General features: G+C 59.3%; 22 protein-coding genes. 1 reads left to right on the top strand and 21 read right to left on the bottom strand.

The window, feature by feature from the left end:
• Positions 1-32: 32 nt before the first annotated feature.
• Both KJS55_RS10420 and KJS55_RS10415 read right to left on the bottom strand, forming a co-directional pair.
• Positions 33-1022: a stalk domain-containing protein gene (locus KJS55_RS10420; protein WP_187029580.1), complete on the bottom strand. Its 990-nt coding sequence runs from the start codon at positions 1020-1022 to the stop codon at positions 33-35.
• A gap of 83 nt (positions 1023-1105) precedes the next feature.
• Positions 1106-1387, bottom strand: a complete 282-nt coding sequence (locus KJS55_RS10415; RefSeq protein ID WP_187029578.1) for a hypothetical protein — start codon at positions 1385-1387, stop codon at positions 1106-1108.
• A 105-nt stretch (positions 1388-1492) separates the two neighbouring features.
• On the opposite strand from KJS55_RS10415, the gene KJS55_RS10410 reads away from it, so the two are divergent.
• Positions 1493-1660 (top strand): ribbon-helix-helix domain-containing protein, encoded by a 168-nt coding sequence (locus tag KJS55_RS10410; RefSeq protein WP_213543295.1) that lies wholly within the window; start codon positions 1493-1495, stop codon positions 1658-1660.
• Between the two features lie 331 nt (positions 1661-1991).
• On the opposite strand, the gene typA is transcribed toward KJS55_RS10410, so the two are convergent.
• The 19 genes from typA to KJS55_RS10315 all read right to left on the bottom strand — a co-directional run bounded on the left by typA (position 1992) and on the right by KJS55_RS10315 (position 26681).
• Entirely contained in the window at positions 1992-3815 is a 1824-nt protein-coding gene (gene typA, locus KJS55_RS10405; protein ID WP_187029835.1) for a translational GTPase TypA, read from the bottom strand.
• Between the two features lie 240 nt (positions 3816-4055).
• Positions 4056-5501, bottom strand: coding sequence for an alanine/glycine:cation symporter family protein (locus tag KJS55_RS10400; protein WP_213543294.1), 1446 nt, complete (start codon positions 5499-5501; stop codon positions 4056-4058).
• Between the two features lie 242 nt (positions 5502-5743).
• Positions 5744-6190 carry a MarR family winged helix-turn-helix transcriptional regulator gene (locus KJS55_RS10395; protein WP_187029572.1) on the bottom strand — a complete coding sequence of 149 codons (447 nt, stop codon included), beginning with the start codon at positions 6188-6190 and terminating at the stop codon, positions 5744-5746.
• A gap of 48 nt (positions 6191-6238) precedes the next feature.
• Positions 6239-6673 carry a 3-hydroxyacyl-ACP dehydratase FabZ gene (gene fabZ / locus KJS55_RS10390; protein WP_187029570.1) on the bottom strand — a complete coding sequence of 145 codons (435 nt, stop codon included), beginning with the start codon at positions 6671-6673 and terminating at the stop codon, positions 6239-6241.
• Positions 6664-7920 carry a beta-ketoacyl-ACP synthase II gene (fabF, locus tag KJS55_RS10385; RefSeq protein WP_213543293.1) on the bottom strand — a complete coding sequence of 419 codons (1257 nt, stop codon included), beginning with the start codon at positions 7918-7920 and terminating at the stop codon, positions 6664-6666. The genes fabZ and fabF overlap by 10 nt, the downstream gene beginning before the upstream one ends.
• An 11-nt stretch (positions 7921-7931) precedes the next feature.
• Complete coding sequence (gene fabG / locus KJS55_RS10380) at positions 7932-8675, bottom strand: 3-oxoacyl-[acyl-carrier-protein] reductase (protein WP_213543292.1); 744 nt, start codon at positions 8673-8675, stop codon at positions 7932-7934.
• On the bottom strand, positions 8672-9622 hold the full coding sequence (gene fabD / locus KJS55_RS10375; protein ID WP_213543291.1) for an ACP S-malonyltransferase: 951 nt from the start codon (positions 9620-9622) through the stop codon (positions 8672-8674). Before fabD ends, fabG begins: the two co-directional genes overlap by 4 nt.
• A 4-nt stretch (positions 9623-9626) precedes the next feature.
• A complete protein-coding gene (locus KJS55_RS10370; RefSeq protein ID WP_187029562.1) occupies positions 9627-10589 on the bottom strand; it encodes a DUF561 domain-containing protein in 963 nt (320 codons plus the stop codon).
• Between the two features lie 18 nt (positions 10590-10607).
• Positions 10608-11558: a beta-ketoacyl-ACP synthase III gene (locus KJS55_RS10365; RefSeq protein ID WP_187029560.1), complete on the bottom strand. Its 951-nt coding sequence runs from the start codon at positions 11556-11558 to the stop codon at positions 10608-10610.
• Positions 11555-12367 (bottom strand): acetyl-CoA carboxylase carboxyltransferase subunit alpha, encoded by an 813-nt coding sequence (locus KJS55_RS10360; RefSeq protein WP_213543290.1) that lies wholly within the window; start codon positions 12365-12367, stop codon positions 11555-11557. The genes KJS55_RS10365 and KJS55_RS10360 overlap by 4 nt, the downstream gene beginning before the upstream one ends.
• Positions 12364-13218 carry an acetyl-CoA carboxylase, carboxyltransferase subunit beta gene (gene accD, locus KJS55_RS10355; RefSeq protein WP_213543289.1) on the bottom strand — a complete coding sequence of 285 codons (855 nt, stop codon included), beginning with the start codon at positions 13216-13218 and terminating at the stop codon, positions 12364-12366. Before accD ends, KJS55_RS10360 begins: the two co-directional genes overlap by 4 nt.
• On the bottom strand, positions 13215-14597 hold the full coding sequence (gene accC / locus KJS55_RS10350; RefSeq protein WP_213543288.1) for an acetyl-CoA carboxylase biotin carboxylase subunit: 1383 nt from the start codon (positions 14595-14597) through the stop codon (positions 13215-13217). The genes accD and accC overlap by 4 nt, the downstream gene beginning before the upstream one ends.
• Positions 14591-15004, bottom strand: coding sequence for an acetyl-CoA carboxylase biotin carboxyl carrier protein (locus KJS55_RS10345; RefSeq protein ID WP_213543287.1), 414 nt, complete (start codon positions 15002-15004; stop codon positions 14591-14593). Before KJS55_RS10345 ends, accC begins: the two co-directional genes overlap by 7 nt.
• Positions 15005-15059: 55 nt before the next feature.
• Positions 15060-15290, bottom strand: a complete 231-nt coding sequence (gene acpP / locus KJS55_RS10340; RefSeq protein ID WP_187029551.1) for an acyl carrier protein — start codon at positions 15288-15290, stop codon at positions 15060-15062.
• A gap of 841 nt (positions 15291-16131) precedes the next feature.
• The gene (locus KJS55_RS10335; protein ID WP_213543286.1) at positions 16132-19299 is read right to left on the bottom strand and encodes an S-layer homology domain-containing protein; all 3168 of its coding nucleotides are present in this window, start codon (positions 19297-19299) and stop codon (positions 16132-16134) included.
• A gap of 82 nt (positions 19300-19381) precedes the next feature.
• Positions 19382-24328 (bottom strand): S-layer homology domain-containing protein, encoded by a 4947-nt coding sequence (locus KJS55_RS10330; RefSeq protein WP_213543285.1) that lies wholly within the window; start codon positions 24326-24328, stop codon positions 19382-19384.
• Entirely contained in the window at positions 24325-24951 is a 627-nt protein-coding gene (locus KJS55_RS10325) for a PilZ domain-containing protein (RefSeq protein WP_187029543.1), read from the bottom strand. The genes KJS55_RS10330 and KJS55_RS10325 overlap by 4 nt, the downstream gene beginning before the upstream one ends.
• Positions 24914-25264 (bottom strand): EscU/YscU/HrcU family type III secretion system export apparatus switch protein, encoded by a 351-nt coding sequence (locus KJS55_RS10320; RefSeq protein ID WP_187029541.1) that lies wholly within the window; start codon positions 25262-25264, stop codon positions 24914-24916. Before KJS55_RS10320 ends, KJS55_RS10325 begins: the two co-directional genes overlap by 38 nt.
• Entirely contained in the window at positions 25251-26681 is a 1431-nt protein-coding gene (locus KJS55_RS10315) for a hypothetical protein (RefSeq protein WP_213543284.1), read from the bottom strand. Before KJS55_RS10315 ends, KJS55_RS10320 begins: the two co-directional genes overlap by 14 nt.
• Between the last annotated feature and the right edge of the window lie 88 nt (positions 26682-26769).

Below are 26769 nucleotides of genomic sequence, written 5' to 3'. Positions count from 1 at the left end.
CAAAGGCCCTGACAGCAGTCAGGGCCTTTGGTTCAGTCCGCAATAAACAGATTCAGCAAGTTCGCCAGCGTGTGCAGAGAGAGGTAAGTGACGCCGTTCTCCTTCACGCAGGTTCCGTAGGTCTCGTAGGTTTCACCATCGCCATCCACACCCAGAATTTCGCCGCCAGGCATGGCCGTGAACAGCACGTTGGTGGTAAGGGGCGCGGGCTTGATCATCTTCTCACCGTAAGAGACCACGGCGCCCTTGGCGGCATCCCAGGAGACCTCCATCCCCAGCGCCTCCGCCACCGCGCGAATGGGCAGCAGCACGTCGCCGTCTTCACTGGCACGGGTCTTGCCCACCACGGCGCCGTTGACGGAGACCGCCTCCTCGGAGACGCTCAGATAGCCCCGATAGTCGTAGGCGAATAGCATGGCCTTGATCACCGAGCCCTGGCTGTCCTTCCACACCAGCAGCTCCGTGCCGGGGAGAATGCTCTCCAGATAGACCATATTCTTGGTCAGATAAGGCGTCAGCTGTGCCTTGTCCGTGATCTTCACCTCTGTGCCGTCAGTGGCGGTGAACTCCACATAGGTCAACGGCTGCGGCGGATTGATGGGCTGTGCGATCTGGGGCTTGACCTCCGCCACCTGATAGTACTGGGGCACGGCGTAGTCTGCCGGAATATTCCCCAGCACGATGGTGGCCGCTGCCTGGGGCGGCAGACTCAGCGCCATGGCGGGCCCCACCCAGGCATAGACGGTGTCCCCATCCTTCAAATCCTCGGTCTTCATCGGATCGCCGGTGACGGCGTCAATGAGATAGGTGGTCTCGCTGAGGTGGACGATGATCTCACTGTTGGGGTTACTTTCGTTGGAGTTTTCCAGCAGTATGCTGTCGTCGTCCAGCCGGGTGATGGTGCCCCAGACCTGGACAGGAGTCAGGCGGGAGGGAGCCGACTCCTCTGCGGCCGCGGCGGGCGCGCACATCAGCCCCGCACACAAGGTCAGAGCCAGCAGGCAGGTAATCAGTCGTTTCATGTGATGTCGCATCCTTTCTCGTGGTGTTTGCTCTATGAGACGTATGGAGGCGGGAAAAAGTTCCCGCGGAATCAAAAATCTCCCTAACTTTGATTCCACAGGTTCAGTCTGCCCAGTTCCAGCCCCATTTGCAGTCCCAGGTAAAAGAGCTGTGTCCCCTCCAGCTCCGCTTCGCAGTCCCCAGCATCCAGCAGCCGCAGCACGCTGCGGCGAAGGTCCGCATCGCCCTTGTGCTCCTGAAAAAACACCTCCCGCAGCCGTGCCTCGGACTCTGCCGCGTACCTGCCAACCCCCTCCCGCCGCATCCGCTCCCGGCAGAGATTTCTGGCTATCGTCTCCAACATTTCCAACGCTTCATGTTCCATATGATTCACCCCCGTAATATATATTATATATACACTATATAGGCACCACTAGTCAAGCATTCATTTGCATGATATAGTATTAATATAGTACACAGGAGGTGTCCTATGGCAGAAGCAGTCCTGGTGAATCGCAAGAAGTTCGTATCCTCTCTGGCAAATGAGCTGGTGGAGCCTTTCAATGAACTCTCCAAAAAGACCCGCATTACAAAAACCCGTCTTCTGGACGAGGCCATCGAAGACCTCCTCAAAAAATACGAAAGCAAAGGCGGCTGAGCGTTGCTCAGCCGCCTTTGCGCCCTTGGAGGGGGGCCAGGGGGAACCTCCGGTTCCCCCAACGCACCAACCCGAAAGCTGTCTGGCGGCGCCCCGTCGCCGCCTTCTCCCATCCCCCTCCCATCCCCCTCCCATCCCCGGAAGGGGGGCCAGGGGGAAACTTGCAGTTTCCCCCGGTTCCTTTTGCCGGAAGCAAAAGGAAGATTTCCAATATTTTCGGCAGGACATGCGCCTGCCGAAAATTCCGCTCCCCCAGCCGCCGGGGGCGGCGACACCAGTCCGCAGACTGGTGAGGGGGGTTCTAAAGGGGGGACCAAATCCCCCCTTTACCTCACTTCTTCCCGTGCAGCGCCTTCATCCGCTTCTCGTGGTCCAGGATGGATTTGCGCATCCGCAGGCTCTTGGGAGTCACCTCCAACAGCTCGTCGTCCGCCAGGAACTCCAGACACTGCTCCAGGCTCATCTGCCGGGGGGGGACCAGCCGCAGCGCGTCGTCCGAGCCGCTGGCCCGGGTGTTGGTGAGCTGCTTTTTCTTGCACACGTTCACCGTCATGTCCTCGCTGCGGGGGCTCACGCCAATGATCATGCCGCCGTACACCGGTACGCCCGCGCCGATGAAGAGCGTCCCCCGCTCCTGGGCGTTGTACAGCCCGTAGGTAATAGACTCGCCGGTTTCAAAGGAGATGATGGAGCCGTTGCCCCGGCGGGAAATCTCACCCTTGTAGGGTGCGTAGGAGTCAAACACGGAGGCCATGATGCCCTCGCCCTTGGTGTCGGTGAGGAAATCGTTGCGGTAGCCGAAGAGGCCCCGGGCCGGAACCAGGAACTCGATCTTCATCCGGTCTCCCACGGGAGTCATCTCTACCATGTCCGCCTTCCTCTGGCCCAGCTTTTCGATGACGGGGCCCACGCAGTCGGCGGGCACGTCCACCACCAGCCGCTCGATGGGCTCGCACTTCACGCCGTCAATCTCCTGGTACAGCACCCGGGCAGGAGAGACCTGGAACTCATATCCCTCCCGGCGCATGGTCTCGATCAGGATGGAGAGGGACATCTCGCCCCGGCCCGCCACGTTGAAGGCGGTCTCCCGATCCGTGTCCGTCACCCGGAGGGACACGTCTTTCAGCGTCTCCCGGTAGAGCCGCTCACGAATCTGGCGGGAGGTGACGAATTTGCCCTCACGCCCGGCAAAGGGAGAGTCGTTGACGGAGAAGGTCATCTCCATGGTGGGGGCGGAAATCTGCACAAAAGGCAGGGCCTCCACGCAGTCTGGGGCGCAGATGGTGTCGCCGATGGTGATGTCGCCGATGCCGCTCATGGCGATGATGTTGCCGGCGGTGGACTCGGTGACTGCCTTGCGGCCAAGGCCGTCAAACTCGTAGATAGCGGTGGCCTTGGCCTTGCGGAGCACCGCCTCCGGGTCGTGGTAGTTGCAAACCGAGATTTCCTGATTCTGCCTCAAGGTACCCCGCTCAATGCGGCCGATGGCAATCCGGCCCACAAACTCGTTATAGTCGATGGAGCTCACCAGCATCTGGAACGGCTCGTCCACATTGGCCTCCGGTGCCGGGATATACTCGAGAATCGTCTCAAAGAGCGGCGTGAGGTCGGTGCCCGCCACCTCCGGAGAGTAGGAAGCCGTGCCGTTGCGCCCGGAGCAAAAGAGCATGGGGCTGTCCAGCTGTTCGGGCGTTGCGTCCAGGTCCATGAGGAGCTCCAGCACTTCGTCCACCACCTCGTGGATGCGCTGATCCGGGCGGTCAATCTTGTTGACCACCACAATCACCCGATGGCCTAGCTCCAGCGCCTTCGAGAGGACAAAGCGGGTCTGGGGCATGGGGCCCTCCGCCGCGTCCACCAGCAAAATGACGCCGTTGACCATCTTCAAAATCCGCTCCACCTCGCCGCCGAAATCGGCGTGGCCCGGAGTGTCCACGATGTTGATCTTGGTATCCTTATATTGAATGGCGGTGTTCTTCGCCAGGATGGTAATGCCCCGCTCCCGTTCCAAGTCACCGGAGTCCATCACCCGCTCCACGGTCTCCTGATTCTCCCGGTACACGCCGCCCTGCTTGAGCATCTCGTCCACCAGGGTGGTCTTGCCATGGTCCACGTGGGCGATAATGGCTACATTTCTCAGCTTTTCGTTCTGCATCACGAACGTCCCTTCCTTATGACATATCGATTTTCTATTATAGTCATATTTTTTCCGGATTGCAAGGCCAAATTCCCACAGTTTTTCCGAAAATCCCGCAGATATTTTACCGCTTTCATTTTTGCCGGCAGTCAGACCGCATGTGGCACGGCGACCGCAGCTTCCTCCGATACTCGTCCCTTTGACTGAAAGGAGCCCGGCCTTCCGCATATGGGCGGAAGGCCGGGCCTCATCCATATTTCAGCTTTCGGAAGACTCCTCACCGGCGGTTTTTCCCTGGCGGCTTGCCTCCATCCCCTTCTCATACTCCCGCAAAGACGCAAGCGCCTCCTTGGAAAGCGGCAGGATTACCAGAATGTTGAATACTGTCATCATTCCAACGCCCACGTCGCCCAAGTCCCAGACAAAGGTATAGGCCGCAAGCCCGCCCACAAACAGCATGCCAAGGGCCAAAATTTTGTAGGCTGTCTGGGAAATCCAGTTGTCCCCGAAGAGATAGGCCACGTTAGAGCGGGCGTAGAACAGGATGCCGATGAACGTAGAAAAGCAAAATAGCCCCAGAATCACGGCAATGAACACCACGCCGAAGCGGCCCAGATGGTACTCCATGGAGGCCTGCAGCAGATCCATTCCCTCAAGCCCCGCGATGGTGCCCTCCGGCGTCACCAGCATGATGAATGCCGTACAGCTGCAGATCACCAGCGTGTCAATGAACACGCCCAGCGCCTGGAGCAGCCCGGTTTTGACCGGGTGCCCGCTGTCACCCGCAGCCGCGGCACAGGGTGCGGAGCCGGAACCGGCCTCGTTGGAGAACAAGCCCCGCTTCACACCGTTCATGATGACCGCGCCAAAGCCGCCGGCCACCGCCTGACGCAGACCAAAGGCCTCCTCAAAAATACGTTGAAAAACAGACGGCAGCACCGCTGCGTTTTTGATAATAAGAACAATCGTCATCACGAAATAACATACCGCCATGATGGGCACCAGCACGTCCAGCACCTTAACGGTTGCGTTCTTGCGCAGCACAATCAAAGCTGCCAGCACCACCAGCACCACGGTGGTCCAAAGAGGAGGAATTTCAAAGGCGTTTTCAAACGCCGATGTGACGGAATTGCTGACAACCTGGCTGATTCCACACCAGCAGATCAGGCCGGAAATGGCAAAGAGCGTTGCAATCAGCGTTCTGCGGCGCTTACCCGGCCGCCGTCTGGTTTCAAAAGCGTGAATGTAATAGGCCGGACCGCCCCGGTAGCCGCCGTACAGAGGGTCTTTCTGGCGGTACAGCTGGGCGAGCGTGGCCTCGATAAAGGCAGTGGAGGACCCCACCAGCGCCGAGAGCCACATCCAGAATACCGCTCCTGCACCACCTGCTGAAATGGCTGCCACCACACCCACCAGGTTCCCCATGCCCACGCGGGTCGCCGTGGATACCACCAGGGCCTGTACACCGGAGATCGCATCGTTCTTTTTCCCTCTCCCCCGCTTCTCCGCTGTAACCCGCAGCATCTCTGGAAAGAGACGGATGGGGAGAAAGCGGGTGCGGATGGTGAAGTAGATACCGGTTGGGATCAGCAAAATCACCAATAGGGAAATGCCGAGAGTCCCCCCGCCCGGCAGAGGCAGGACGAATAAATCTCCCCACAACAGCTGATAAACAGCGGAAATTAGGCCCGTGATCCATTCCATCAGGTTATTCTCCTTTTTCGTGCTTTAAAGCAATTTTGAGATGGCGCATTTTGTTTATCATACACGAAAAATTGAAGTTTGTAAATTGAAAGTTCCATGATCCCACTTCTCTCCTCACAGGGACGGCCATAGCGCTTGTCCAAAGCAGGCAGATCAGCCCATTCTCATGCGTAGAGCCAAAGGCGCTGATCTGCGCAAAAAAACGGACATCCGGGCCATTCCGCCCGAATGTCCGTCTGAGTTCAGGGATTGGGGAGAGTAACCTCCGGCATCAGCTCCTTGCTGACAATCCTCAGCATCTCCTCTAGCTTGGCGCACTCCTCAGAGGAAAAACGTCTGGAGATCCGGTTCATCACTTCCACCATATAGGTGACGCTGATGCTATAATAGTCGAGATACTTCTGTGTGACCTCCAGGTGGTACTCCCGCTGGTCCTCCTGGGACTGCTTCTTTTGAATATAGCCCTTTTTGACCAGGCTGTTGACCTTGTAGGTGGCGTTTGGCAGGGAAATCCGCATGAAAGCGGCAAACTCGCTGATGGTCGGCCGGCCCAGCGCCTGGATCGTCTCCATGCAAAAGGTCTCCACCGTGGTGAGGCTGGCCTCCCGGGTCTGGAAGCGCCGGAAAATCTCCTGATAAAAATGGAGCTTAAACTTCGTGTATACGTTAAAAAAAGCCTGTTCCAGCATGCCGATCCATCCCCTTCTTATCTTTTTTACCACATCGGCGGAAAGCCGTCAAGCCTCATCCACCACAGCAAAGCTCAACTCTGCTGTGCAGGCCTCCTCCCCATTCACAGTGGCCCGGCAGGTACCGATGCCAACCGGCCCCCGTCGCTGTTTGAGCTCGCACTCCATCTCCAGCACATCGCCGGGGATAACTTTCCGCTTGAAGCGGGCGTGCTTCACCCCGCCAAAGAGGGCGATCTTCCCCCGGTTCTCCGGCAGGGACAGCAGCGCCACGCCGCCCACCTGGGCCATGGCCTCCAGAATCAGCACCCCAGGCATCACGTGCTCCTGGGGGAAGTGACCGCAGAAAAACTGCTCGTTCACGCTGACACACTTGATTCCTTTTGCCCACTCCCCCGGCTCATAGTCCGTGATGCGGTCCACCAGGGCAAAGGGAAAGCGGTGGGGCAGAATCTTGGCGATCTCGTTGGAATTTAACTGCATGACGGCGCCTCCTCCCATTTTTTCAGCAGCAGTGTTCCGTTGTGCCCGCCAAAGCCCAGGGAGTTGGAGAGGGCATAGCGGATGTCGGCGCTCCGGCCCTGACCCGGCACCACGTCCAGATCACACGCCGGGTCAGGAACCTGATAGTGGATGGTGGCCGGGAGATATCCGTCCCGCAGGGACAGCGCGGTGAAAATCGCCTCCACGGCGCCGGCGGCTCCCAGCATGTGGCCCGTCATGGACTTGGTAGAGCTAATGGCCAGACGATAGGCGTGCTCCCCAAAGACTGCCTTGACCGCGGCGGTCTCCCCCGCGTCGTTGAGGGGCGTGGAGGTACCATGGGCATTGATGTAGCCCACCTCCTCCGCCGTGACGCAGCCGTCTGCCAGTGCCATGACCATGGCCTTCGCGCCTCCGGAGCCGTCGGGCCGGGGCGCGGTCATGTGATAGGCGTCGCAGGTGGCGCCATATCCAACCACCTCCGCGTAGATCTTAGCGCCCCGGGCGCGGGCGTGCTCCAGCTCCTCCAGCAGCAGGATGCCGGCGCCCTCGCCCATGACAAAGCCGCTGCGCTCTGCATCAAATGGGATGGAGGCCCGGGCGGGGTCCTCGTTCTGGCACAGAGCCTTCATGGAGGTAAAGCCCCCTACCGCCAACGGCGTCAGGCTGGACTCCGTGCCGCCGCAGAGCATGACCTCGGCATATCCGTCCCGGATATAGTGGAAGGCGTCGCCCACGGCGTTGGTGCCGCCGGCGCAGGCCGTCACCGGGCAGGAGCACATGCCCCGGAAGCCCGTGTCAATGGCCACCATGCCCGCTGCCATATTGCAGATGCCGGTGGGAATGTAGAACGGGGATACCCGGTCCCAGCCCCGTTCCTTCCCACGGTCATGTTCGGCCTCCGTGATGGAGAGTCCTCCAATGCCGCTGGAGACGATGACACCGCAACGGTCCGCCTCCGCTTCCTCCAGGGTAAAGGCTGCGTCGGCCACGGCCTCCCTGGCGGCGACCACCGCCATCTGCGTGAAGCGGCCCATGCGCTTGGCCTCGGGCTTGCCCAGGTAGTTCTCCGGGACGAAGCCCTTGACCTCCGCCGCCAGCTTGACTTTCTGGGCGGAGGCGTCAAACTGGGTGATAGGCGCGATGCCGCACACTCCGTCCTTCACGGCCTGCCAGCTCTCCCGAGCGGTGAGGCCCAGGGGCGTCAGGGCCCCCATTCCAGTGATGACAACTCGTCTTTTGCTCATGGTGTTTCCTCCTACATGGCCATGCCGCCGTCAACGGCGAGCACCTGTCCGGTGATATAGCCGGCCTCCTCACTGGCGAGGAAGGCCACCGCCGCCGCCACGTCCTCCGGCTTTCCCAGCTTCCCCAGGGGGATGGAGGCCAGCGTGGCGGCCTTTGCCGCCTCCGACATAGCTGCGGTCATATCCGTGTCGATGAAGCCGGGAGCAACCGCGTTGGCGGTGACACCCCGGGAGGCCAGTTCCTTGGCGATGGACTTGGTCAGGCCGATAATGCCGGCCTTGCTGGCAGCATAGTTCGTCTGCCCCGCGTTGCCTCGAAGCCCCACCACGCTGCTCAGGCTCACAATCCGGCCGTAGCGCTGCTTCATCATGGTGCGGGCAGCGGCTTTCATGCACAGGAACGCGCCCTTTAGGTTGGCGCTGATAACCTCGTCAAAGGCCTCCTCCTTCATCATCATCATGAGTTGGTCCCGGGTGATGCCGGCGTTGTTGATCAGGATGTGGATGCCGCCGAAGGTCTTCACGGCGGTGTCCATCAGCGCCTGGACCTGCGCGCTGTCTGCCACGTTGCACCGGACGGCCAACGCTTTCGCACCCAACTTTTCGCACTCCGCCGCGGTCTCCCGGGCCGCATCCTCGTTGCCGGCGTAGCACAGCACCACATGAGCGCCGCCCGCGGCGAGCTTCAAGCAGATGGCCCGGCCGATGCCTCGGCTGCCGCCGGTGACTACCGCAGTCTTTCCAGAAAAATTCATGGTCTCTCCTTTCCCGCAAGCTCCAAAAGCTTCTCCGGCAACGCCTCCACGTCCGCCGCGGTCTCCACGGCGACTACCCGCAGTTCCGGCGCGGTCTTGCGGACAAAACCACTGAGAGCCTTGCCCGGACCGATCTCCACCAGGGCGTCCAGGCCCATGGAGGCCAGACGCCGGATGGAGTCCTCCATCCAGACGCTGCTCTGGACCTGGCGCACCAGCAGCTCCGGAATCGACGCGCCCCCCGCCGTGTCTCCCAGACAGTTGAACACCACCGGGATGCGGGGGGCTGCAAAGTCAATTCCCTTGAAATATTCCCGTAGAGCCTCTCCGGCGGGCGCCATCAGCGGCGTGTGGAAGGGACCGCTCACGTTCAGCGGCAGGCAGCGCTTCGCGCCCTTCTCCTTTGCCAGCGCTGCGGCCCGCTCCACGGCGGCCCGCTCACCGCCGATCACCAGCTGTCCGGGGCAGTTATAGTTGGCAATCGTTACGCAGCCAAGTGCTGCGGCCTCGTCGCAGGCCGCCTGTAGCAGCTCCCGGCCCATGCCCAGAACCGCCATCATGGCGGATTCCCGGCCTGCCGCGGCCTCTTCCATGGCGCGGCCCCGGAAGGCCGTCAGTCCCACGGCCGTCCGCGCGTCAAATACGCCGGCAGCGTGAAGGGCGGAATACTCGCCTAGCGAAAGGCCCGCCGCCGCCGCGGGGACCACGCCCCGCTCCTCCAGCACCGCTGTGAGGCCCGCCGCGAACGCCACCATGCACGGCTGCGTGTAGCGGGTCTCGTTCAGGATGCCCTGGCGGTCCTGGAAGGAGACCTCCTTTAAGTCAAAGTCCACTTCCTCCGCCGCCTGATCCAGCACGCGGCGAAAGGCAGGGTACGATTCATAGAGGTCCGCGCCCATGCCCGGGTGCTGGCTCCCCTGTCCGGCGTATAGAAATCCAAGCCTCATCTGCTCACTCCCCATCTCTTCCGTCCCGCTCCCGCCAGACCTGCTCCGTCTCCGCGAGAACACTCTTTGCGCCGCTGTACAGCTCTTCCAGAATGGTCCGCACCGGCCGGACCTCATGAAGCATGCCGGCCACTTGGCCGCACATGACGCTGCCGCGCTCCATGTCTCCCTCCAGTACGGCGCGGCGCAGACCGCCCAAGGTGAGCTGCTCCAACTCCTCCAGAGTGGCGCCCCGCTTTTCCTCCGCCAGATACGCCCGGGACATCTTGTTTTTCAGCACCCGGACCGGCCCGCCCACGGACCGCCCTGTAACCACAGTGTCGGAGTCCTTAGCCTTGAGCAGCGCCTTTTTGTAATTTTCATGGATAGGACATTCCTCGCTTGCCAGCAGACAGGTTCCGATCTGGATGCCGCAGGCGCCCAAGGCGAACGCAGCAGCAGCCTGCCGCCCGTCAGCGATGCCGCCGGCGGCCACCACCGGCAGGTCCACCGCATCAATGACCTGAGGAACCAGGGCCATCGTGGTCATCTCCCCCACATGGCCTCCGGACTCCGTGCCCTCTGCGATGATGGCATCCACGCCTAAGCCCTCCAGACGCCGCGCCAGGATCGACGCCGCCACCACCGGCAGTACCTTAATGCCGTGTTCCTTCCAGGTCCGGATGTATTTGCCGGGGTTGCCGGCGCCGGTAGTCACCACCCGGACCCCTTCCTCCACGATGATCTGGGCGATTTCGTCCGCGTAGGGGCTCATGAGCATCAGATTCACGCCAAAGGGCTTGTCTGTCAGCTCCTTGGCCCGGTGGATCTCCTGACGCAGCCGTGCCCCGTCCCAGCCGCCGGTGGCGATCATCCCCAGTGCGCCGGCGTTGGAGCAAGCGGCGGCGAACTCGCCGGTAGCGATGTTGGCCATACCGCCCTGAATCATGGGGAATTCTGTCCCCAAAATCTCGTTTAATTTCTTCATATCATGCTCTCCCCCGACTCACTCGAATTCCACATATGCGCCGCCCCAGGTCAGGCCACCGCCAAAGCCCACAATCAAAAGACGGCTGCCAGCGCCAATTTTTCCCTGGTCCCACAGGTCGCTGAGCACCAGAGGAATACTGGCAGCGGAGGTGTTTCCGTATTCCTGAATGTTCTTATAATACTTCTCCAGCGGAATTTGATATTTCCGCACCACCAGGTCGATGATCCGCGCGTTGGCCTGGTGGAACACAAAGAAATCTACGTCCTCGATGGTCTTCCCGTGCCTCTGCAGCACCTGGTCGATGCACCAGGGCACCGCCTCAATGGCAAATTTGAAGACCTTCGTGCCCTCCATGTAGATGAGACTGGGCGCGTCTGTCTCCACTCCCGGCACCCGCAGCATCTGATCCGTGCCGTGGCTTCCCAGCACCGCGCCGATGGAGGGCCAGTCCTCCCGGCACTCTACCACCACGCCGGCGGCCCCGTCTCCAAAGAGGATGCAGGTCCCCCGGTCCTCCCAATTCGTGATGCGGCTGAGCTGTTCTGCTCCAATCACCAGGCCGAATTTTCTGGGTGAGGCATTGAGCAGGCACTCCATGGTGTGCAGCGCGTAGAGAAATCCGGTACAGGCGGCGTTCAAGTCAAAGCAAGGGATATCGTGTGGAAGCCCCAGCTCCCGCTGTACCCAGCAGGCCGCGGAGGGCACCAGGGTGTCCGGTGTCAGCGTGGCCACCACGCAGGCCCCGATCTGCTCGGCTGTGACACCAGCGTTTTCCATAGCCTGCCTGGCCGCGGCGACGGTCAGAGCCGTGATGCTCTCCCCCTGGGAGACGTGATGGCGGTGCTGAATCCCAGTACGGGTAGTGATCCACTCGTCACTGGTCTCCACAATCTTTGCCATGTCCTCATTGGTCATGGTCCGCCGGGGCAGGCCTTTGCCTGTACCCTTGATTTTGATTCCGTTCATGTGTTCTCCTTCCCCGCGCCGATCTTTCTGAATTTCTCATACCGTTCCGCGGCCAGGGCGGTCCCGCTCTTTTTGGAAAGCTCCGCCAGCTGGCGGTGCAGCGCCTGGTCCACCTGCCGGATGGCGATGGCTGGCGCCAGATGGGCACCGCCCTCCGGCTCCAGCACAATCTCGTCAATCACACCCAGTCCCATCAGGTCCTGGGCAGTCATTTTCATAATTTCACACGCCTCCTCGCACCGGGCGGCATCTTTCCAGAGGATCGTCGCAAAACCTTCCGGCGAGAGTACAGCGTAAACTGCATTTTCCAGCATCAGCACCCGGTTGGCAACCGCCAGGGCCAGGGCGCCGCCACTGTTGCCCTCTCCGGTCACCACGGCAATCACCGGCACCGTAAGACGGCTCATCTCAAAGAGATTTCTGGCAATGGCCTCTCCCTGTCCCCGTTCCTCCGCCTCCATGCCGGGATAGGCGCCGGAGGTATCGATGAACGTGAGGACGGGGCGGCGAAATTTCTCCGCCTGGCGCATCAGCCGCAGGGCCTTGCGATACCCCTCGGGGCTGGGCATGCCGAAGTGGAAGCGGACGTTTTCCTCCAGTGTCTTCCCCTTTCGGGTGCCGATCACCGTAACGGGCGCGCCGTGAAACAGGGCAACGCCCCCCAGAATCGCCGGGTCCTCTCCGCAGAGGCGGTCTCCCCGCAGCTCCACAAAGTCGGTAAAGAGCATGTCGATATAGTCCGTAATGCCGGGGCGCTGCGGGTTCCGCGCAATTGCCAGGCGCTGCGCCGGGAGCAGAGATTCGTTCATGTGCGGCCTCCTTGTGTATGAATGCGCAGCAGCCGGGAGAGAGTGTCCCGCATCTGTGCGCGGGGCACCACCGCGTCCACAAAGCCGTGCTCCATCTGAAATTCCGCTCTCTGAAAGCCCTCCGGCAGCGTCTGGCCGATAGTCTGCTGAATGACCCTGGGGCCCGCGAATCCGATGAGCGCGCCGGGCTCTGCCAGGATGATGTCTCCCAAAGACGCAAAGCTCGCAGTGACCCCGCCGGTGGTGGGGTCCGTCAGGACGGAGAGATACACCCGCCCCGTCCGGGCAAACCGTTCCAGCGCGGCGCTGGTCTTGGCCATCTGCATGAGGGACAGAATCCCCTCCTGCATCCGGGCGCCGCCGCTGGCGCAAAAAAAGATCAGCGGCAGCTTTGCTTTGGCGGCGTATTCCACCGCCCGCGTCAGCTTTTCTCCCACCGCCGCGCTCATGCTCCCCATCAAAAAGCGGCTATCCATCACGCCCACCACACAGCGCACGCCGCCGATAGCGCCCACGGCTGTCACCGCCGCCTCTCCAAGCCCGGTTTTTCGCTGGGCTTTTTCCAATTTCTCCCGATAGCTGGGAAACGTCAAAGGGTCTCCCGCCGGGTACTTGGCATTCAGTTCCCGGAACGTGCCGGAGTCCAACACCGTGCTGAGCCGGTAATACGCGCCGATGGGGAAGTGATGTCCACACCGGGGGCAGACATCCAAATTCCGGGCCACGTCCCTGCGATGGCTCTCTTCGCCGCAGGACGGGCAGCAAACCGTTTGATCTGCCGGGACATAGCGTTCCCGCAGTGTCTTCATCTCCAGCAACCGTGCACGGCGCTGGGCAAAAATCGTGTTCATGTCTCCTCCTGATCCGGCAAGTGCCGACTGAAGTCCAGCAGCTGCGGCAGACACTGGTCCAAAAAGGCGGTGGTGCAGCCGCCCCGGACGAAGGTGGGGTGATAGAGAATCTGGTAGCTCAGCTCCGCGTTGGTGCGGAAGCCGTCTAAGGCGAACTCCTCCAGGCAACGACGCATCTTCCGGATGGCCTCCAGCCGGGTGGGCGCATGCACCATGAGCTTCGCGGCCAGGGAGTCGTAGTAGGGCGGCAGGGTGTAGCCGGTGTACAGATGGGAGTCCACCCGTACCCCCGGCCCGCCGGGGAAGTGGAGAAAGCCCACCTTGCCAGGGCAGGGACGAAAATCCGCCGCCGGGTCCTCAGCGTTGATGCGGCACTCCAAGGCGTGGCCCTGCAGCGTCACCTCCCCCATGTCCAGTGCAAGACCGGAGGCAATGCGCAGCTGCTGGCGCACCAGGTCCACGCCAGTCACAAGCTCCGTGATACCATGCTCCACCTGGATGCGGGTGTTCATCTCCATGAAGTAGAAGTGCTCCATGTCCGCATCCAGCAAAAACTCCACGGTGCCGGCGCCCTCGTAGCCCACGGCCCTGGCCGCCCGGACCGCCGCCTCGCCCATGCGGGCGCGCAGCTCCGGCGTTAGGCAGCGGGCGGGAGCCTCCTCGATGAGTTTCTGGTTGCGGCGCTGGATGGAGCAGTCCCGGTCCCCCAGGTGGACGATGTTACCGTGCCGGTCCGCCAGAATCTGAAATTCGATGTGCCGGGGATTCTGGATGAGCTTCTCCAGATACATCTCATCGTCTCCGAAGCAGGCCCGGGCCTCCGCCCGGGCTGCCTCATAGGCTGCTGGAAGTTCGGCGGCGCTCTCGCAGCGGCGGATGCCCCGGCCGCCGCCCCCGGCGCTGGCCTTCAGCAGCACTGGGTAACCAATAGCCTCCGCTGCGGCCTGCGCCGCAGCCAGATCCCGGACCACCCCTTCAGAGCCGGGCGTCACCGGCACACCGGCCGCGCGCATGATGTCCCGCGCCGCCGACTTGGACCCGGCCTTGCGGATGCTGTCCCCGGAGGGGCCGATGAACGTCACGCCAGCCGCGGCGCAGGCGTCCGCAAAGTCGGCATTCTCTGACAAAAAGCCATAGCCTGGGTGGATGCCGTCGCAGCCAGTTCCCTTGGCAACCGTTAGGATCGCGTCCTGATTCAGATAGCTGTCCGCCGCCCGGGGTGGGCCGATGCGGACCGAATGGGTGGCCAGCTGCACGTGGATGGCCTCCTCATCTGCCTGGGAGTAAACCGCCACAGTCTCAATGTCCAGTTCCCTGCATGCCCGCAGAATCCGCAGGGCGATCTCCCCCCGGTTGGCAATCAACACCCGTTTCAACATGGCCGGTATTGAAAGAGCGGCTCTCCGAAAGCCGCCAGCTCGCCGTTGGTTTTCAGGACCTCGTCAATGACGCAGTCGCAGGGAGCCGGAATCTCGCTCATCATCTTCATGGCCTCCAGCAGACACACGGTCTGTCCCTTTTTCACACGCGCTCCCGCCGTCACAAAGGGCGGCTGGTCCGGTGCGGGGGCCGCGTAGAAAATTCCGGCCAGCGGCGCTGTGATGGCGTCGACCGCCTCCGGGGCCTCTTCGGGAACCGGCATTATCTCCGCGCTCCGCACCTCCGGTTTCGCGGCAGCGGCACCCCGGTGGAGCTCCAGGGAAACCCCCTCCTGGGCCAGCTTCATGCTCTGCAGGCCACTTCCCGCAAAGTGATCAATCAGTTCCATAATCTCTTGATGCTTCATGAGGATTCCTTTCGAAATGTTCTCTGCCAGAGGGAACCTCTGACAGAGACCGGACTTACTGTTGTTTGGACTCTAGATAGGCCAGCACGTCGGCCACCGTCTTGAGCTTGCTGGCCTCTTCTTCCTCGATATGGATGCCGGTGGCATCCTCCAGGGCGATCACCAGCTCCACAAAGGCCAAGGAATCCGCGCCCAGGTCCTCCTCCAAAGAGGCCTCCGGTGTGACCGCCTCCGCCTCGCAGCCCAGGGTCTCTACAATGACATCGCGCACTTTTTCAGACAACATGATAGGTTCCTCCGCTTTCAATTAGTTCAATTATTTTAATAAAAATAATTTAATTGATATTCTAATATGAAGCCATGGAACTGTCAAGGAAAATTTTGTCGGACGATCCATATGCGGATTCGTCAGCCGTTAATCCCCACCAATGCAGCAGTCCCTCGGCAGGTTCCAGTGAAATCACAAAGCGCCCAATACCTCATAGGAAATAAAACTTGCCGCGGCATTGAAGGCAGCGCCCCAGATGCATATCGAAATCCCCTCTCAAGATGCTGGTTGCATAGGTTTCAGGTGCTTTGGCAGTTCTCTTCACAGCTCTCTTGTGCGGCGGGCATAAAAATTTTTTCATGCAGAATACAATCCCTTCATAAATAAAAAACCGGCTTGTTAAACAAGCCGGTTTTTCCTTGAATGCAGAAACCCATTTGAATTCTGACGCCATGGCCAATATGTGTCGAATGCCGTTGACTCCATACCGCCGCCGATCGTACCTGTCCCCCGGGAGCTGATTCTCAAGTGCAATCTGACGAGAGGTCTATTCAGGTCTTATCCCGGCTTCACAATTAAATTCGCGCAATCATACCTGCCTCTGAAATAATTGGTATATTCATTGCAGCGCATCTATGACATTCCCCATGTGCATCAGCGGAGTGAAATGCCGCATACGGCGTAAAATGCAAATTCTCCTGCTTGAATACTTGAGCTGAAAAGCCTGCCGGCTCAACGCCATCCACGTCGGACATCGCTCTGCTGACAATTCCAGAGCTGAGGGCATCCTGGTCCATGCTTCCCTGCTATCCGCCCTGTCTCTATTGCCTCACAGAAAGAGAGTCTGTCTGTTCCTTTGTCACCTCGCAAAGGTCCGGTACAAAAAGGTCACAATCTGCGCCCGGGTGCAGGGAGCCGATGGAGAGAATGTGGTGGCACTTGTGCCACTGGTAATCCCCTGCTCCACAGCCCAGCGAACCGCTGGCGAATAATAGTCTCCGATTTTTACATCGGTAAATGCACTTCCTGTGCCAGATGCCGGAGAGCCGGCATTTCGATACAGGAACATCACCGTCTGTCCGCGTGTTACGATGGCATCCGGACTGAACGTCGTGGCGCTCGTTCCACTGGTAATCCCCTGCTCCACAGCCCACAACACAGCATTGTAGTAATATGCGGCGGAGCTTACATCCCGGAATGGATTGGCGCCGCTCTTAGGCGCCGGGCTTCCGGCTGCCCGCCACAGGAATGTCACCATCTGCGCCCGGGTACATGCGGCATCCGGGCTGAACGTCGTGGCGGTGGTCCCACTGGTAATCCCCGCACTCACAGCCCATTTGACGGCGTCAAAATAATAAGCACTGGAACTGATATCCCGAAACGGAAGATGGATGTCAATTGTGGTGCTCCCTCCCGCGGAGTCGACCTGAATCTCTACAACGCCGGAAAACGTCTCACCTTCGCTGCTTCTGCCGGTATAGTCGATGGAGACTATGCCGGTATAGCTGGACGCAGCCAAAAAGGATACGTCATCCAGCCGCCGGCTGCTGCCGGAGCGGTAATAGCTGGTGGAGCTGGTCACGGCGGCCTCGCTGCCGCCATACTGATCGTACAGCTTGCCGTATCGGGAGGCAGGCGGCGTAAACCGGACATAACGGAGGCTGTCCCCTGTGATCTCACGACAGGCAGCGTTGAAATCAGCGGCGTTAAAATACACCCTCCCTCCGCTGACGGTACTATATTTCACGATGTCATCGTCAGAGGTTCCCACGGAAATGCGGACGGAGCCTCTAAATCGGCTGCCATCAACATCATAGCCGCTAAAGGGAATCGAAACCGTTCCAGTATAACCGCCTTTGGGAACGAAGGTCACATTGGACAGCTGCGGCGCGCCAGAGCGGTAATAGCTGGTAGACGCGGACACCCTGGAGCCGCCGGAGCTGCTGGTATAGTTGTAGTACAGCGTCCCCTTACTGGAGGCGGGCAGCTCGAAGCTGACGCGGCTCAGGCTGGCGCCGTTGCTGCGCAGGCAGGCCTCATTAAAGTCCGCAGCCTCAAACTGCACAGGCTTTCCGGCTCCTGTGGAGTAATACACCGTACCATCCTCATCCGCCACCCGGATGACCAGATTCCCAGTAAAGGAATCCCCTGCGGTATCATAGCCAGTGTAAGGAATCGTCACCGTCCCGCTGAAGCCATCCGCCGGGACAAAGGTGATATCGGAGATTCTAGGGCTGGAATTCCGGTAGTAGCGGGTCGTGTCGGAAACCTTGCTCCCGTAATGGTTCCTGCTGGTGTAGTCGTAGTAGAGAGTTCCCTCCCGAGAGCTTGGCAGATCAAAATAGACATAGTTCAGGCTTGTGCCCTGGACTTCCCGGCACACATCGTTGAAATCCGAGGCATTCATCCGCACCTTTTCCTCAACGCCGGTTGTGTACTCCACATCTCCGCGCCCTGTACCGCTGGCACTGTAGACGGTGATCGTCACCTTTCCGTTGTAGCTGCCGCCGGCGCTATCCACACAGGTGTAAGGCACCGTCACCGTTCCCGTATAGCTCTCCGCCGGGACAAAGGTGATGGAGTTCACACTGGGAGTGCTGGTGGTGTAATACTTGGTATTGCTATCTACTCGCTGGGAAAACTGCCCCGTGGAGCTATACTGGTAGTAAAGTGTGCCCCGGCTGGCAGAGGGCTGCTCAAACATGATGTACTTCACGGAGCGGCCGGTCCGTGCCTGACAGATCGCCGTGAACTCCTCTGCCGTAAATTCCAGCGGACGGTTTGAGGCAGTGCTGTAGGAAACGTCACCCACATCCTCCACATCGACGCGGATGGTCCCGTTAAATGATTTTCCATTGGTTGCGTATCCCGTGTAGGAGATCACGGCGGTGCCGCTGAAATCCGTGCGGGGCACAAAGGAGACCTCTGACAGGCTCATCTGGCTGGTGCCCGCCTGGTAATAATATTTCTCCGTGCCGCCGACGCCGTGTCCATGGGCGTCCGGGGAGACATAGCCATAATAGAGGATGCCCTGGCTGGTGGGCACTGACAGGCTGATCAGATAGTCCAAGCCCGCGCCGGTCTTCTCCCGACTGCGGCTGTTCAGCGTGGAGAGCAGGCTGTCAAAGCCGCAGAGCTGCCCGGACTGGACCGTGCAGTTAATCGCATCGGCTACATCCTCCTCCACCACCACGGTACAGGAAGCCGTATAGCCGGTGCCGTAGACGGTAGCGGTGACGGTTGCGGTGCCGGGATAATGGCCTGTGATCCTTCCGGCCGCTGCGTCAGCTACCGAGGGATTGCTGCTGCTCCAAACCACATTTTTTCCGCTGGCCGCCCCGTAACAGGGGAAGCTGAGGCTCTCGCTCTCATTCACCAACAGCTTCACGCTGGTTTTGGAAAGAGCGATACCAGAGCACTCCACCTCGCGGGTGTCTGTAAAGCCCCCATCCTCCGTTTTTACGGTAATGACGGTCTTTCCGGGCCCGACGCCAGTGACCGTTCCATCCGCGTCAACTGACGCCACATCCGGAGCACTGCTGCTCCAGGAGATATCCCGATTGGTGGCACCGGTTGGGGAAACCACAGCTTCCAGCTGCAATGTGCCGTTTTTTTCCACGGTGTTCAATGTCGCGGCGGTTGAAATGGTCACACCTGTCACAGGAACCGCGGGTGCCGTCACCGTCACGGCACAGGCGGCCTCATAGGTGGTTCCAGAGGTATCATCTTTAACACTGGCAGTGATGGTGGCGGCGCCGGGAGCTACCGCTGTGACTGTGCAGGTGTTGCCGGCGCCGGGCTGAACGGTCGCGATTGTATCGTGACTGCTTTCCCAGGAAACATCGGCGCTGGCCAGCGTATCAGCCACGTCGGCGGTCAGTGTCAGCGTTTTTCCAGCCTCCAGCGACGCTGTGGAGTGGTCAAGACGGATCTCCCCCTCCGCCATGGCCGCCGGGACTGCCAAAGAGCATGTCAGCACCAGGGCCAGCAGAAAGGCCTGGGCACGTTGTATGCAATTCTTTCTCATAAGCATGGCTTCTCCTTTGATACAGAGTTTGGGAGGGCGGGCGGAAACGCCCGCCCTCCCGCGGTTTGGTGCTACATGAAAATTAATTTCTGGTGGCGTCCCAGCCAGACGAACCGGGAGCAATCACAAATTGAGCGGTCCAATAGTTCCCTACTTTCACAACCTCAAGATTCAAAACTAGCGTTCCATCTGCCGCGCCGCTATTTCCCGCGCTGTCAGAAATATCGGACGTGAGCCGAATACTATTGCCAGGGCCAATGCCTGTGAAGGAAAGCGTCAGAGAATTGCACCGCGTGCTTCCTGATGTGGATGCCTCCACAGTTGCATTATTGCTTTCCAACAGAGTCTTGCTGCTCACATAACCGGCGGGAGCTGGAAACTGGTTTGTGACAGGCGACCACTTGTTGACGCTCTCCTTTAAGTACAGGTCCTCATCAAATGTGATGTAAACCGTTCCCTTATAGAGATTTCTCCATGCTTCTAGCTCACTCTCAAACACTTGGTCTCCCGGGGTCTCCGTAGTCAGTGACGTCACCATGGGGTGCTGACCGTCTACCGCAGACAGGTAGGAATTGGAACGAAACGCATAGCCGGAGCCCAAGGGACTCTTGCCTACCGCCACAATCCAATAGGAGGTGCCGACAGTCATATTCTTCGTAAAGTCGTTGGTAAACGTCAGGTTATTGCCCTTGTTCAAGCTGACGCTTCCATTGGCAGCAATGGTGGTGCCTGTGGTGCTGCTGTAGAGAACCGCATTGGTAACCTTGTCCTTTGCCACGCCGTTAGCGAAGTAGTCAAACACGGAACCAATATCTCTGTTTCCGGTTCTCACCGATTGCCGCATCGCCTCCAAAAGCGTCAGATCCGCCCAGTCCTGATTCCAATAGTTCGAATATTCTTTGACCGCATCCTGATCCAGATAGTTGCCTAGCTTTTCGTTAAAGGGTTCGCCCTCTTTGCCGGCCACCATCAGCATATAGTTGACGTCTGCCTCCCGGTCAGATTGAATCATGGCACTGGGATTCATCAGGGTGATGGTCAACACTGGCCGTGTCACCACCTCCGTCTTGAAGCGGAAGGCATAGACGCCGGAGTAGGAATCCTGGGCCTCGCCCTTCAGAACGAAGTAGGCGATGTACTCCGTATCGGCGCTCAGGCCGTCCAGAGAAATGCGCGCTGTGCCGGCTCTGTAGGTCCCATACCCGGTTTTATACTCCAGCCCTGCATATCTGGGATTCATGATGTCGTTGCTGCTGGGCATGGTGACAAGCTTGTCCGTCACCGGGGTTCCGTCTGCGTTCAGCCCGCTCTCCGGCAGCGTTTTCCACTTGTCTACAGTATTGATCACCGCTCCGTCATACACCGTCTGAATCTTTCCCAGCGGAGCGACTACATAGTAATAGGTCGTATTGCCGCGGCTAAGAATCACATCAATGTTCACGCCCTCATCGCCGGGGTCAAAGAGGGGGGTGCCACTGGCAAAGGTAGGTGCGGCAGTGTCACGGAAGGTATGTGTCACTGTGTACTCGGTGGGCACGCCGATCTCCTTCACCCTGTAAATCCCTGCCTGCTGCTCTTCGTATCTCTCCGGGGTAAGCGACATCTGGGACATCTCCCGCAGCGCCACCTGTGTGCCGGCAATGGGCACCACCGTGATGCTCACAGGCTCGCTCCACTCCTCCGGCTTCTCGGAGTCGTTCAGCTTCTTGATCACAATGCCGTATTCCCGGCTCTCCTTCATGAGATTCAACTGTTCAAAGTCTGGGTTGTTCGCAGGTCCCACCAGCTGCTGGGCGATGCTGATGCCGATTTTAGGCGTGTCCGGCATGGTCTGGATTTTTGCGGTTTTGCCAGCACCGCCGACCTGCTTCCAACTCCCGCTCTTGTCCTTGGCATAAAGCTCAAACTCGATAGAGGACTCGGACCAAAACAGCAGGTCCCACAGCGTCTCGTCGCTGACGCTGGCGGCGGTGGCCGGCGTGAGCTGGAAGGTCATATCGAAAATGGTCGTACCGCCATCCGGAGAAATCGCCGTGCTCTGAGAGAAGATCAGCTGCGCGTCAATGGTGGTGAACTCCGGCAGCTTGGTCACGCCCCGAACGCCCTCCATCCGGTTGGCGGCGGTGGAGGTGTCCGCGATGCCCTGCAGCTCAAAGTAATAGGTGGCGCCGCTGGACAGATTCAGTCCGCTCAGCCCGCTGTCCGCGTTGTAGGGGAAGGTGATGATCATCTCTCCGCTGCCCGAGGGGTCCATGGCAACGGTGGCCTTGCGGTAATCAATCACCCAGTCTGCATCGGGAGGTGTGTCCGCTGTGCGCTCTGCGGCCTTTTCCGGCTGGCCGCTGGCCGGCTTGTAATACAGACTGATATGGGTTCTCAGTGCGTCAGCCAGGGCGTCCTCTGCCGCCGCTTTTTCAGGGCTTCCGGCGCTGGCCTTCTGAACGTTGTTATACAGCTCCTGGAAATTACTTGTGACCTGCTGGCCGCCCACGTCCTGAATGCCCTGTACGCTTTCTGAGAACACCAGCCGGATGGAAGTGTCCGGATAGGGCGTGGGGCTGGCAGGGTTGTCCGTTCCATCGTGGGTGAACTCCTGGACAACCGTGGGAGGCTCATTGTCCAAGGTGTTGATCTGCATGGGCGGGGTCAGTTCCGCTGTGTAGACATTATAATTGCCCGCCCGGTCCTTGGCCACGTAATAGAGGTCGTACGCGGTCTGGGAGTCCAGCCCGCTGACCGTAAACCGCACATCAGTGGCGGCCTTAGAAGCCGTGCTGCTGCCCTTTTTCAACGCACCCGTGCCGGATTCCACCTGGATTTTGGCCACCAGCTCCTCCGGGTCATCAATGCCCTGGGCGTAGAACTGCGTTCCCCGCTTGACCACAGCCCAGTAGAGCGTTCCCGGCTCATCCAAGGAATAGGTCAGCGTCACGGACCTGGCCGCCACATCCGTCACCGTCAAATGCTGAATGACCGGGGGCGTCTTATCCAGCGTTGTCACCGTCAGCTTTTTCACCGCCGAGCTCTTGCCGTTGTCTGCATCGTTAAGCCACAGATATAGGTCGTAGGTCGTCTCCTCCGCCAGGTATGAGGTATTGACCCTGGGGATCAGATACTGGGTGTTCTTTTTCACATCCACCACGCCATAGCCCAGATTTCCGGTGACGGCAGCGGCCTTGAAATCAGCAGCTGTGGGAGCCGCGGAGCCCTTTGGCAGCAGCGCGTAATACAGCTGGCAGTCCTTTGTAGGCATGACCATGGCCTGGATCACCTGCTGATCACCATCTGTTGTGACAGAGGCATAGGGATAGCCTGTGGAGAAATTCGGCGTCGAGTCATCCGGGGTTGTAAATGCCGTGACTTTCACCGGGCTGCGGCGGCCGCGGCTGTCCACCAGGATGGCGGAGAGGTAATAGGAGCCGTCCACCGTCAGTCCGGAGAGCTTCGTGGTCATCTCCGTTTTAGAGGCGCTGGCCTTGACCGTACCATTTTTGATAATCTTTGCGGAATAAGCCGAGGGATTTACCAGCGTTTCCTCATCCACGGAGCCATCCATCAGCGCGGTAAGCGCCCAGTAGATGGTCCCGCTCTTATTGGTACTGAACACAATGTCCGCCGCTTTAGGCGCTACATTCCTGGCGGCGGGATATCCGGCCAGCAGCCTGGGGTCCTCAGAGGATTCGGCTGCGGCGGTGGAGTCCATCTCAGTACCATTGATATTACCGGTAACGCCAGGCCGGATGATGATGGTGTCCGGCAGCATGGGCACAACAGACCCGTCAGAGTTGACGGTAAGAACACCGATATCTCCGGTGCCAGTCACGGTTGTGCCTGTGTCCAGATTCAGCTCCCGAATGGTGGCACTGCTGTCAATATTCAGTGTGGTGCCAGTGGCCCTTTCGTCCACCGTCACCTTGTTCGCAACGCCCTGTGCAAAGGCAAGGCTGGAATCTGGCGTAAGGTTGATGACCTCCTTGATATTGCCGGCCAGCTGCAGCTGAACGCCGCTCTCGCCGTCCAGCCTGATGTACTGCAGACCCAGCCCGTCGTCAGTCAGGTCCTCCAGATATGCGGAGGTGCGGACTGTGGTCTCCTTGATATTGGTCAGCCCCTCGGAACGCAGGCTGATAAACTGACCGGTCAGGCTGTCAATCTCCAGGCCGCCTGCCGTTACATTGCGCAGAACAATGCTGCTCTCGCCCTTCTGGCTTGTGCCGGCACCGCTGACCACGATCTTTCCCATTACCGTCACATTTTCCAGCACCACATCATCCAGTCCGACGCCGCCGGTCAGATACAGGTTGCCGGTAACAACGGTGTCACGGAGTATGACGCCTGGGGTATTGATCGTCAGATTGCCATACACGCCCCCCGCCGTTTGCTCCCCAGGTTCCTGAACCAGCGTGCCGAGAGCCCGGACCAGAAAGCAGGCCACCTGGCCGCGGGTAATCTTGGCCTTAGGGCGGAAGGTCCCGTCCTCGTAGCCCTGGATAATCCCCATATTGGCGGCCTCCTGCACAAGGCCGCGGCTCCAGGTACCGATCTGCTGGTTGTCTGTAAAGCTCGTGATGGCACCCGTGCCGCCCTGAAGGCGCAGGTTCCGTCCAATCATGGCCGCAGCCTGCTCTCTCGTGACCAGAGCATTTGGCGAGGCTGTGGTAGCGGACGTTCCGTTAAAGTAGCCTGCCTTGCTGGCAATGCGGATATCTTCCGCGTACCAGGCGTTATTCGGTACATCCGTAAAGGGATTTGCTCCCACCTCCGTATAACCGAACGCCCGGTTCACCATCGTGACAAACTCCGCCCGGGTGATCTGCCGGTCCGGATTCAAATTGCCCGATGCATCGCCCCGCATGACGCCCCATTCCACAACCTGTTCCAAATAGGGCTCCATCCAATCAGCGGCCTCTGCCGTCGGGGACGCTGCCGGCAAAAGCCCAAAGCAGAGTGCCGCGGCCAGCGCAAGTGCTGTCATTCTTCTGGCAACTCTGCCCTTCCCATACTTCCGTTCGGATGTTTGCTTGGTCATCTCTCTTCCTCCATATCTCCATTTCCCGCGCCGGAGCGTCTCGGCCGATCTTCCAGCTGAACACGAAACACAGCCTCTCTCAGCAAAGTCTCCTCATCGTTGCACATATCTACAAACTTCGCCGCGTAAAACGCCCGGTTGTTCCGCAGAGTCTGCTGGCGAAGAATCTCGCAGCGCAGCACCAGCGGGTTTGCCGTGATCGGAATCACAATCTCCAGCGTTTCTCCATTTTCCAGTCCGTACTGCCCATAAAACGCGATGCCGCCGCAGCTGATATCCACGGACTGGACCTCTCCACGGCCCTTCCATATCCCGCTGAGCGGGTAGATAAAGCTTTTGAATTTCACCGGAACACGCAGGTTCCGTCGGAATTCCGATCCCAGGGACGCTACCTGGTTCAGGGAAATTCTCTCTCCCCGCTGCCGGAGCAGCTGACACTGTACGGCCAGTCCGCCGCTCTCCATCCCTACCAGTTGGATCACCTCGTGCTGTGCAACCTCATCCTCTTTCCCATCCAAGACACGAATTTGGAGAATGGGGCCGTCCGGCGCGGTTTCTAATACACCTCGGGCCAAAGGCGCACTTTTACTGTCCAACAGAAGATATATCTGCTTTTTTGTCATGACTATCCTCTCCCTGTGGCTTGCTTTTTGTCTGATCCAGGTCCGGTTCAAACTGGAGAAAATATACATAGATCTCCACAATCGCCTGGTACAAATTTTCCGGAATCTCCTGGCCAAGCTCCAATTGTGTCAGGACCGTGGCAAGCGAGTTATCCTCGTAGATGGGAACACCATGATCCGCGGCTGTCTCAACGATCTTTTCCGCCAGGTAGCCCATGCCTGAGGCAACAATCACCGGTGCCATGTCGCCTTCGCCATACTGAAGCGCAACCGCTTTTTTTGCCGCGCCGCCTGCTCGTTCACGCTTTGACATTCACGCAGTTCTTCCTTTCAAAGATTTTGGGGAACGCCTCGGTCAAGGTAATCGGGCGTTCCAGCTTCCGCACCATGACCTGCGTGGGCGATAATCCATTTCTCTCCAGAATCTGTGAAATGGACTGTTCAATCTGCCTGGAAAAAGGAACCGCACGTTCGGGGCAGGACACCTGAATGTCCACCTCATTCCCCCGGCTGTTCAGAACGATATCGAACAAGCCCAGCGGCTGCACATCCATTTTAAAGAGAATTCTCATGGTATGCCGGCGCCCATTCCCAGCTCTGCCGCCATCGCTCTCCGCATCCGGATCCACCCACAATTCCGAAAACAGCGCGCGGTGATTCCACATCAGCGGCAGCAAGTAGTGGTTCACCGGCATATAGACACTTTCATTGACTAAAATAGCCCCCATCAGGCTCTGAAACGCTTGCTGCATTTCGGCACTGCACTCTCCTCGCATGGCCCGTTGTACGGCGGCGGTGATGGAATTGGCGAACCGGACCGCGCTGGACTCCCCATCAAACCGGCTGCTCCGCAGCAGCGCCAGCAGAGATTGCCCGTCAATTCCTTTCAGCTGGTCTTTGAAAGCCGCATATCCACTGAGCTGGTGAAAGGTCTCCAGCAACCGCTCCTCCGTCCCATTTTCATATCTGGCAGCATTGAGCGACAGCATGGTCAAAAGGTCTCTTGGCAGCCCCATGTCATGGGTGCGCCCCACATAGTCCGCCATATACGGAAACAGCTCCCGCTGGAGCAGCAGCACATTTCCGCGCCGGTCTCCGGCCGCTATCCCGTTTTCCAGTCGGGCCGTCATCTCCCGCAGCTTCTCCGCCCAGCTCGCTGGCATGGCATCCGCCATATCCCCTAGATTTCGCAGGATGTTCCCCTCCAGGTGGGCTGTGGAAGAATAGTCAATATAACACTTCAAGAAATTTAAGATATCTGACCGCATTCCATCTGAGGCGGCCTTCACGTACGCACTGCGCAAAAGGGCAAACAGCGCGCCGTGAAACTGCGTGCCGGTCCTGGCCTGTCCCTTGAGGAATTCCAGAAGCTGTGCCGCGTCCATTTGCAGCATCTCAAGCACCCTGGACATTTCCTCAGCCATGCCTGCGCTGATTCCGGAACTGACCTCTGTCCGATCCCACCCGAAAATCCTTGAAAGGCTTTCTGCCATTCCCGGCGTCTCTTGCAGCCGCTGTAAAAATGTTTGAAAATTGGAATCATACCGGACACGGCCATCCCCCTGCAGCGTGCTGTCCTGACGCTCTGTGCGCCCGTCTGTCCGGCCGACTCTGGTAGGGTCCGGGATATTTTGGATCTGTGTATTTTCCGGTGATACGGGAAGATTCCGATTGACCGCCGCTTTATCATAACCCGGGACCGGGTTGGTCGCGCCTAAAATATCCGGCATTTGATGTCACCTCGCAGAAAAAACTTCGGGCAGTTCTTATCTTTTGGCCTGACCGCGCCGATAAATATAAAAAAGGCAAAAGGTGGTG

The organism is Pusillibacter faecalis, assembly GCF_018408705.1.
Taxonomy (GTDB): Bacteria; Bacillota; Clostridia; order Oscillospirales; family Oscillospiraceae; genus Oscillibacter; species Oscillibacter faecalis.
This window is presented reverse-complemented; position numbering and strand designations above follow the sequence as displayed.

Coding starts and splice junctions, on each gene's coding strand:
- KJS55_RS10420 (WP_187029580.1), bottom strand. CDS start 1,022: ATGAAACGACTGATTACCTGCCTGCTGGCTCTGACCTTGTGTGCGGGG.
- KJS55_RS10415 (WP_187029578.1), bottom strand. CDS start 1,387: ATGGAACATGAAGCGTTGGAAATGTTGGAGACGATAGCCAGAAATCTC.
- KJS55_RS10410 (WP_213543295.1), top strand. CDS start 1,493: ATGGCAGAAGCAGTCCTGGTGAATCGCAAGAAGTTCGTATCCTCTCTG.
- typA (WP_187029835.1), bottom strand. CDS start 3,815: ATGCAGAACGAAAAGCTGAGAAATGTAGCCATTATCGCCCACGTGGAC.
- KJS55_RS10400 (WP_213543294.1), bottom strand. CDS start 5,501: ATGGAATGGATCACGGGCCTAATTTCCGCTGTTTATCAGCTGTTGTGG.
- KJS55_RS10395 (WP_187029572.1), bottom strand. CDS start 6,190: ATGCTGGAACAGGCTTTTTTTAACGTATACACGAAGTTTAAGCTCCAT.
- fabZ (WP_187029570.1), bottom strand. CDS start 6,673: ATGCAGTTAAATTCCAACGAGATCGCCAAGATTCTGCCCCACCGCTTT.
- fabF (WP_213543293.1), bottom strand. CDS start 7,920: ATGAGCAAAAGACGAGTTGTCATCACTGGAATGGGGGCCCTGACGCCC.
- fabG (WP_213543292.1), bottom strand. CDS start 8,675: ATGAATTTTTCTGGAAAGACTGCGGTAGTCACCGGCGGCAGCCGAGGC.
- fabD (WP_213543291.1), bottom strand. CDS start 9,622: ATGAGGCTTGGATTTCTATACGCCGGACAGGGGAGCCAGCACCCGGGC.
- KJS55_RS10370 (WP_187029562.1), bottom strand. CDS start 10,589: ATGAAGAAATTAAACGAGATTTTGGGGACAGAATTCCCCATGATTCAG.
- KJS55_RS10365 (WP_187029560.1), bottom strand. CDS start 11,558: ATGAACGGAATCAAAATCAAGGGTACAGGCAAAGGCCTGCCCCGGCGG.
- KJS55_RS10360 (WP_213543290.1), bottom strand. CDS start 12,367: ATGAACGAATCTCTGCTCCCGGCGCAGCGCCTGGCAATTGCGCGGAAC.
- accD (WP_213543289.1), bottom strand. CDS start 13,218: ATGAACACGATTTTTGCCCAGCGCCGTGCACGGTTGCTGGAGATGAAG.
- accC (WP_213543288.1), bottom strand. CDS start 14,597: ATGTTGAAACGGGTGTTGATTGCCAACCGGGGGGAGATCGCCCTGCGG.
- KJS55_RS10345 (WP_213543287.1), bottom strand. CDS start 15,004: ATGAAGCATCAAGAGATTATGGAACTGATTGATCACTTTGCGGGAAGT.
- acpP (WP_187029551.1), bottom strand. CDS start 15,290: ATGTTGTCTGAAAAAGTGCGCGATGTCATTGTAGAGACCCTGGGCTGC.
- KJS55_RS10335 (WP_213543286.1), bottom strand. CDS start 19,299: ATGAGAAAGAATTGCATACAACGTGCCCAGGCCTTTCTGCTGGCCCTG.
- KJS55_RS10330 (WP_213543285.1), bottom strand. CDS start 24,328: ATGACCAAGCAAACATCCGAACGGAAGTATGGGAAGGGCAGAGTTGCC.
- KJS55_RS10325 (WP_187029543.1), bottom strand. CDS start 24,951: ATGACAAAAAAGCAGATATATCTTCTGTTGGACAGTAAAAGTGCGCCT.
- KJS55_RS10320 (WP_187029541.1), bottom strand. CDS start 25,264: ATGTCAAAGCGTGAACGAGCAGGCGGCGCGGCAAAAAAAGCGGTTGCG.
- KJS55_RS10315 (WP_213543284.1), bottom strand. CDS start 26,681: ATGCCGGATATTTTAGGCGCGACCAACCCGGTCCCGGGTTATGATAAA.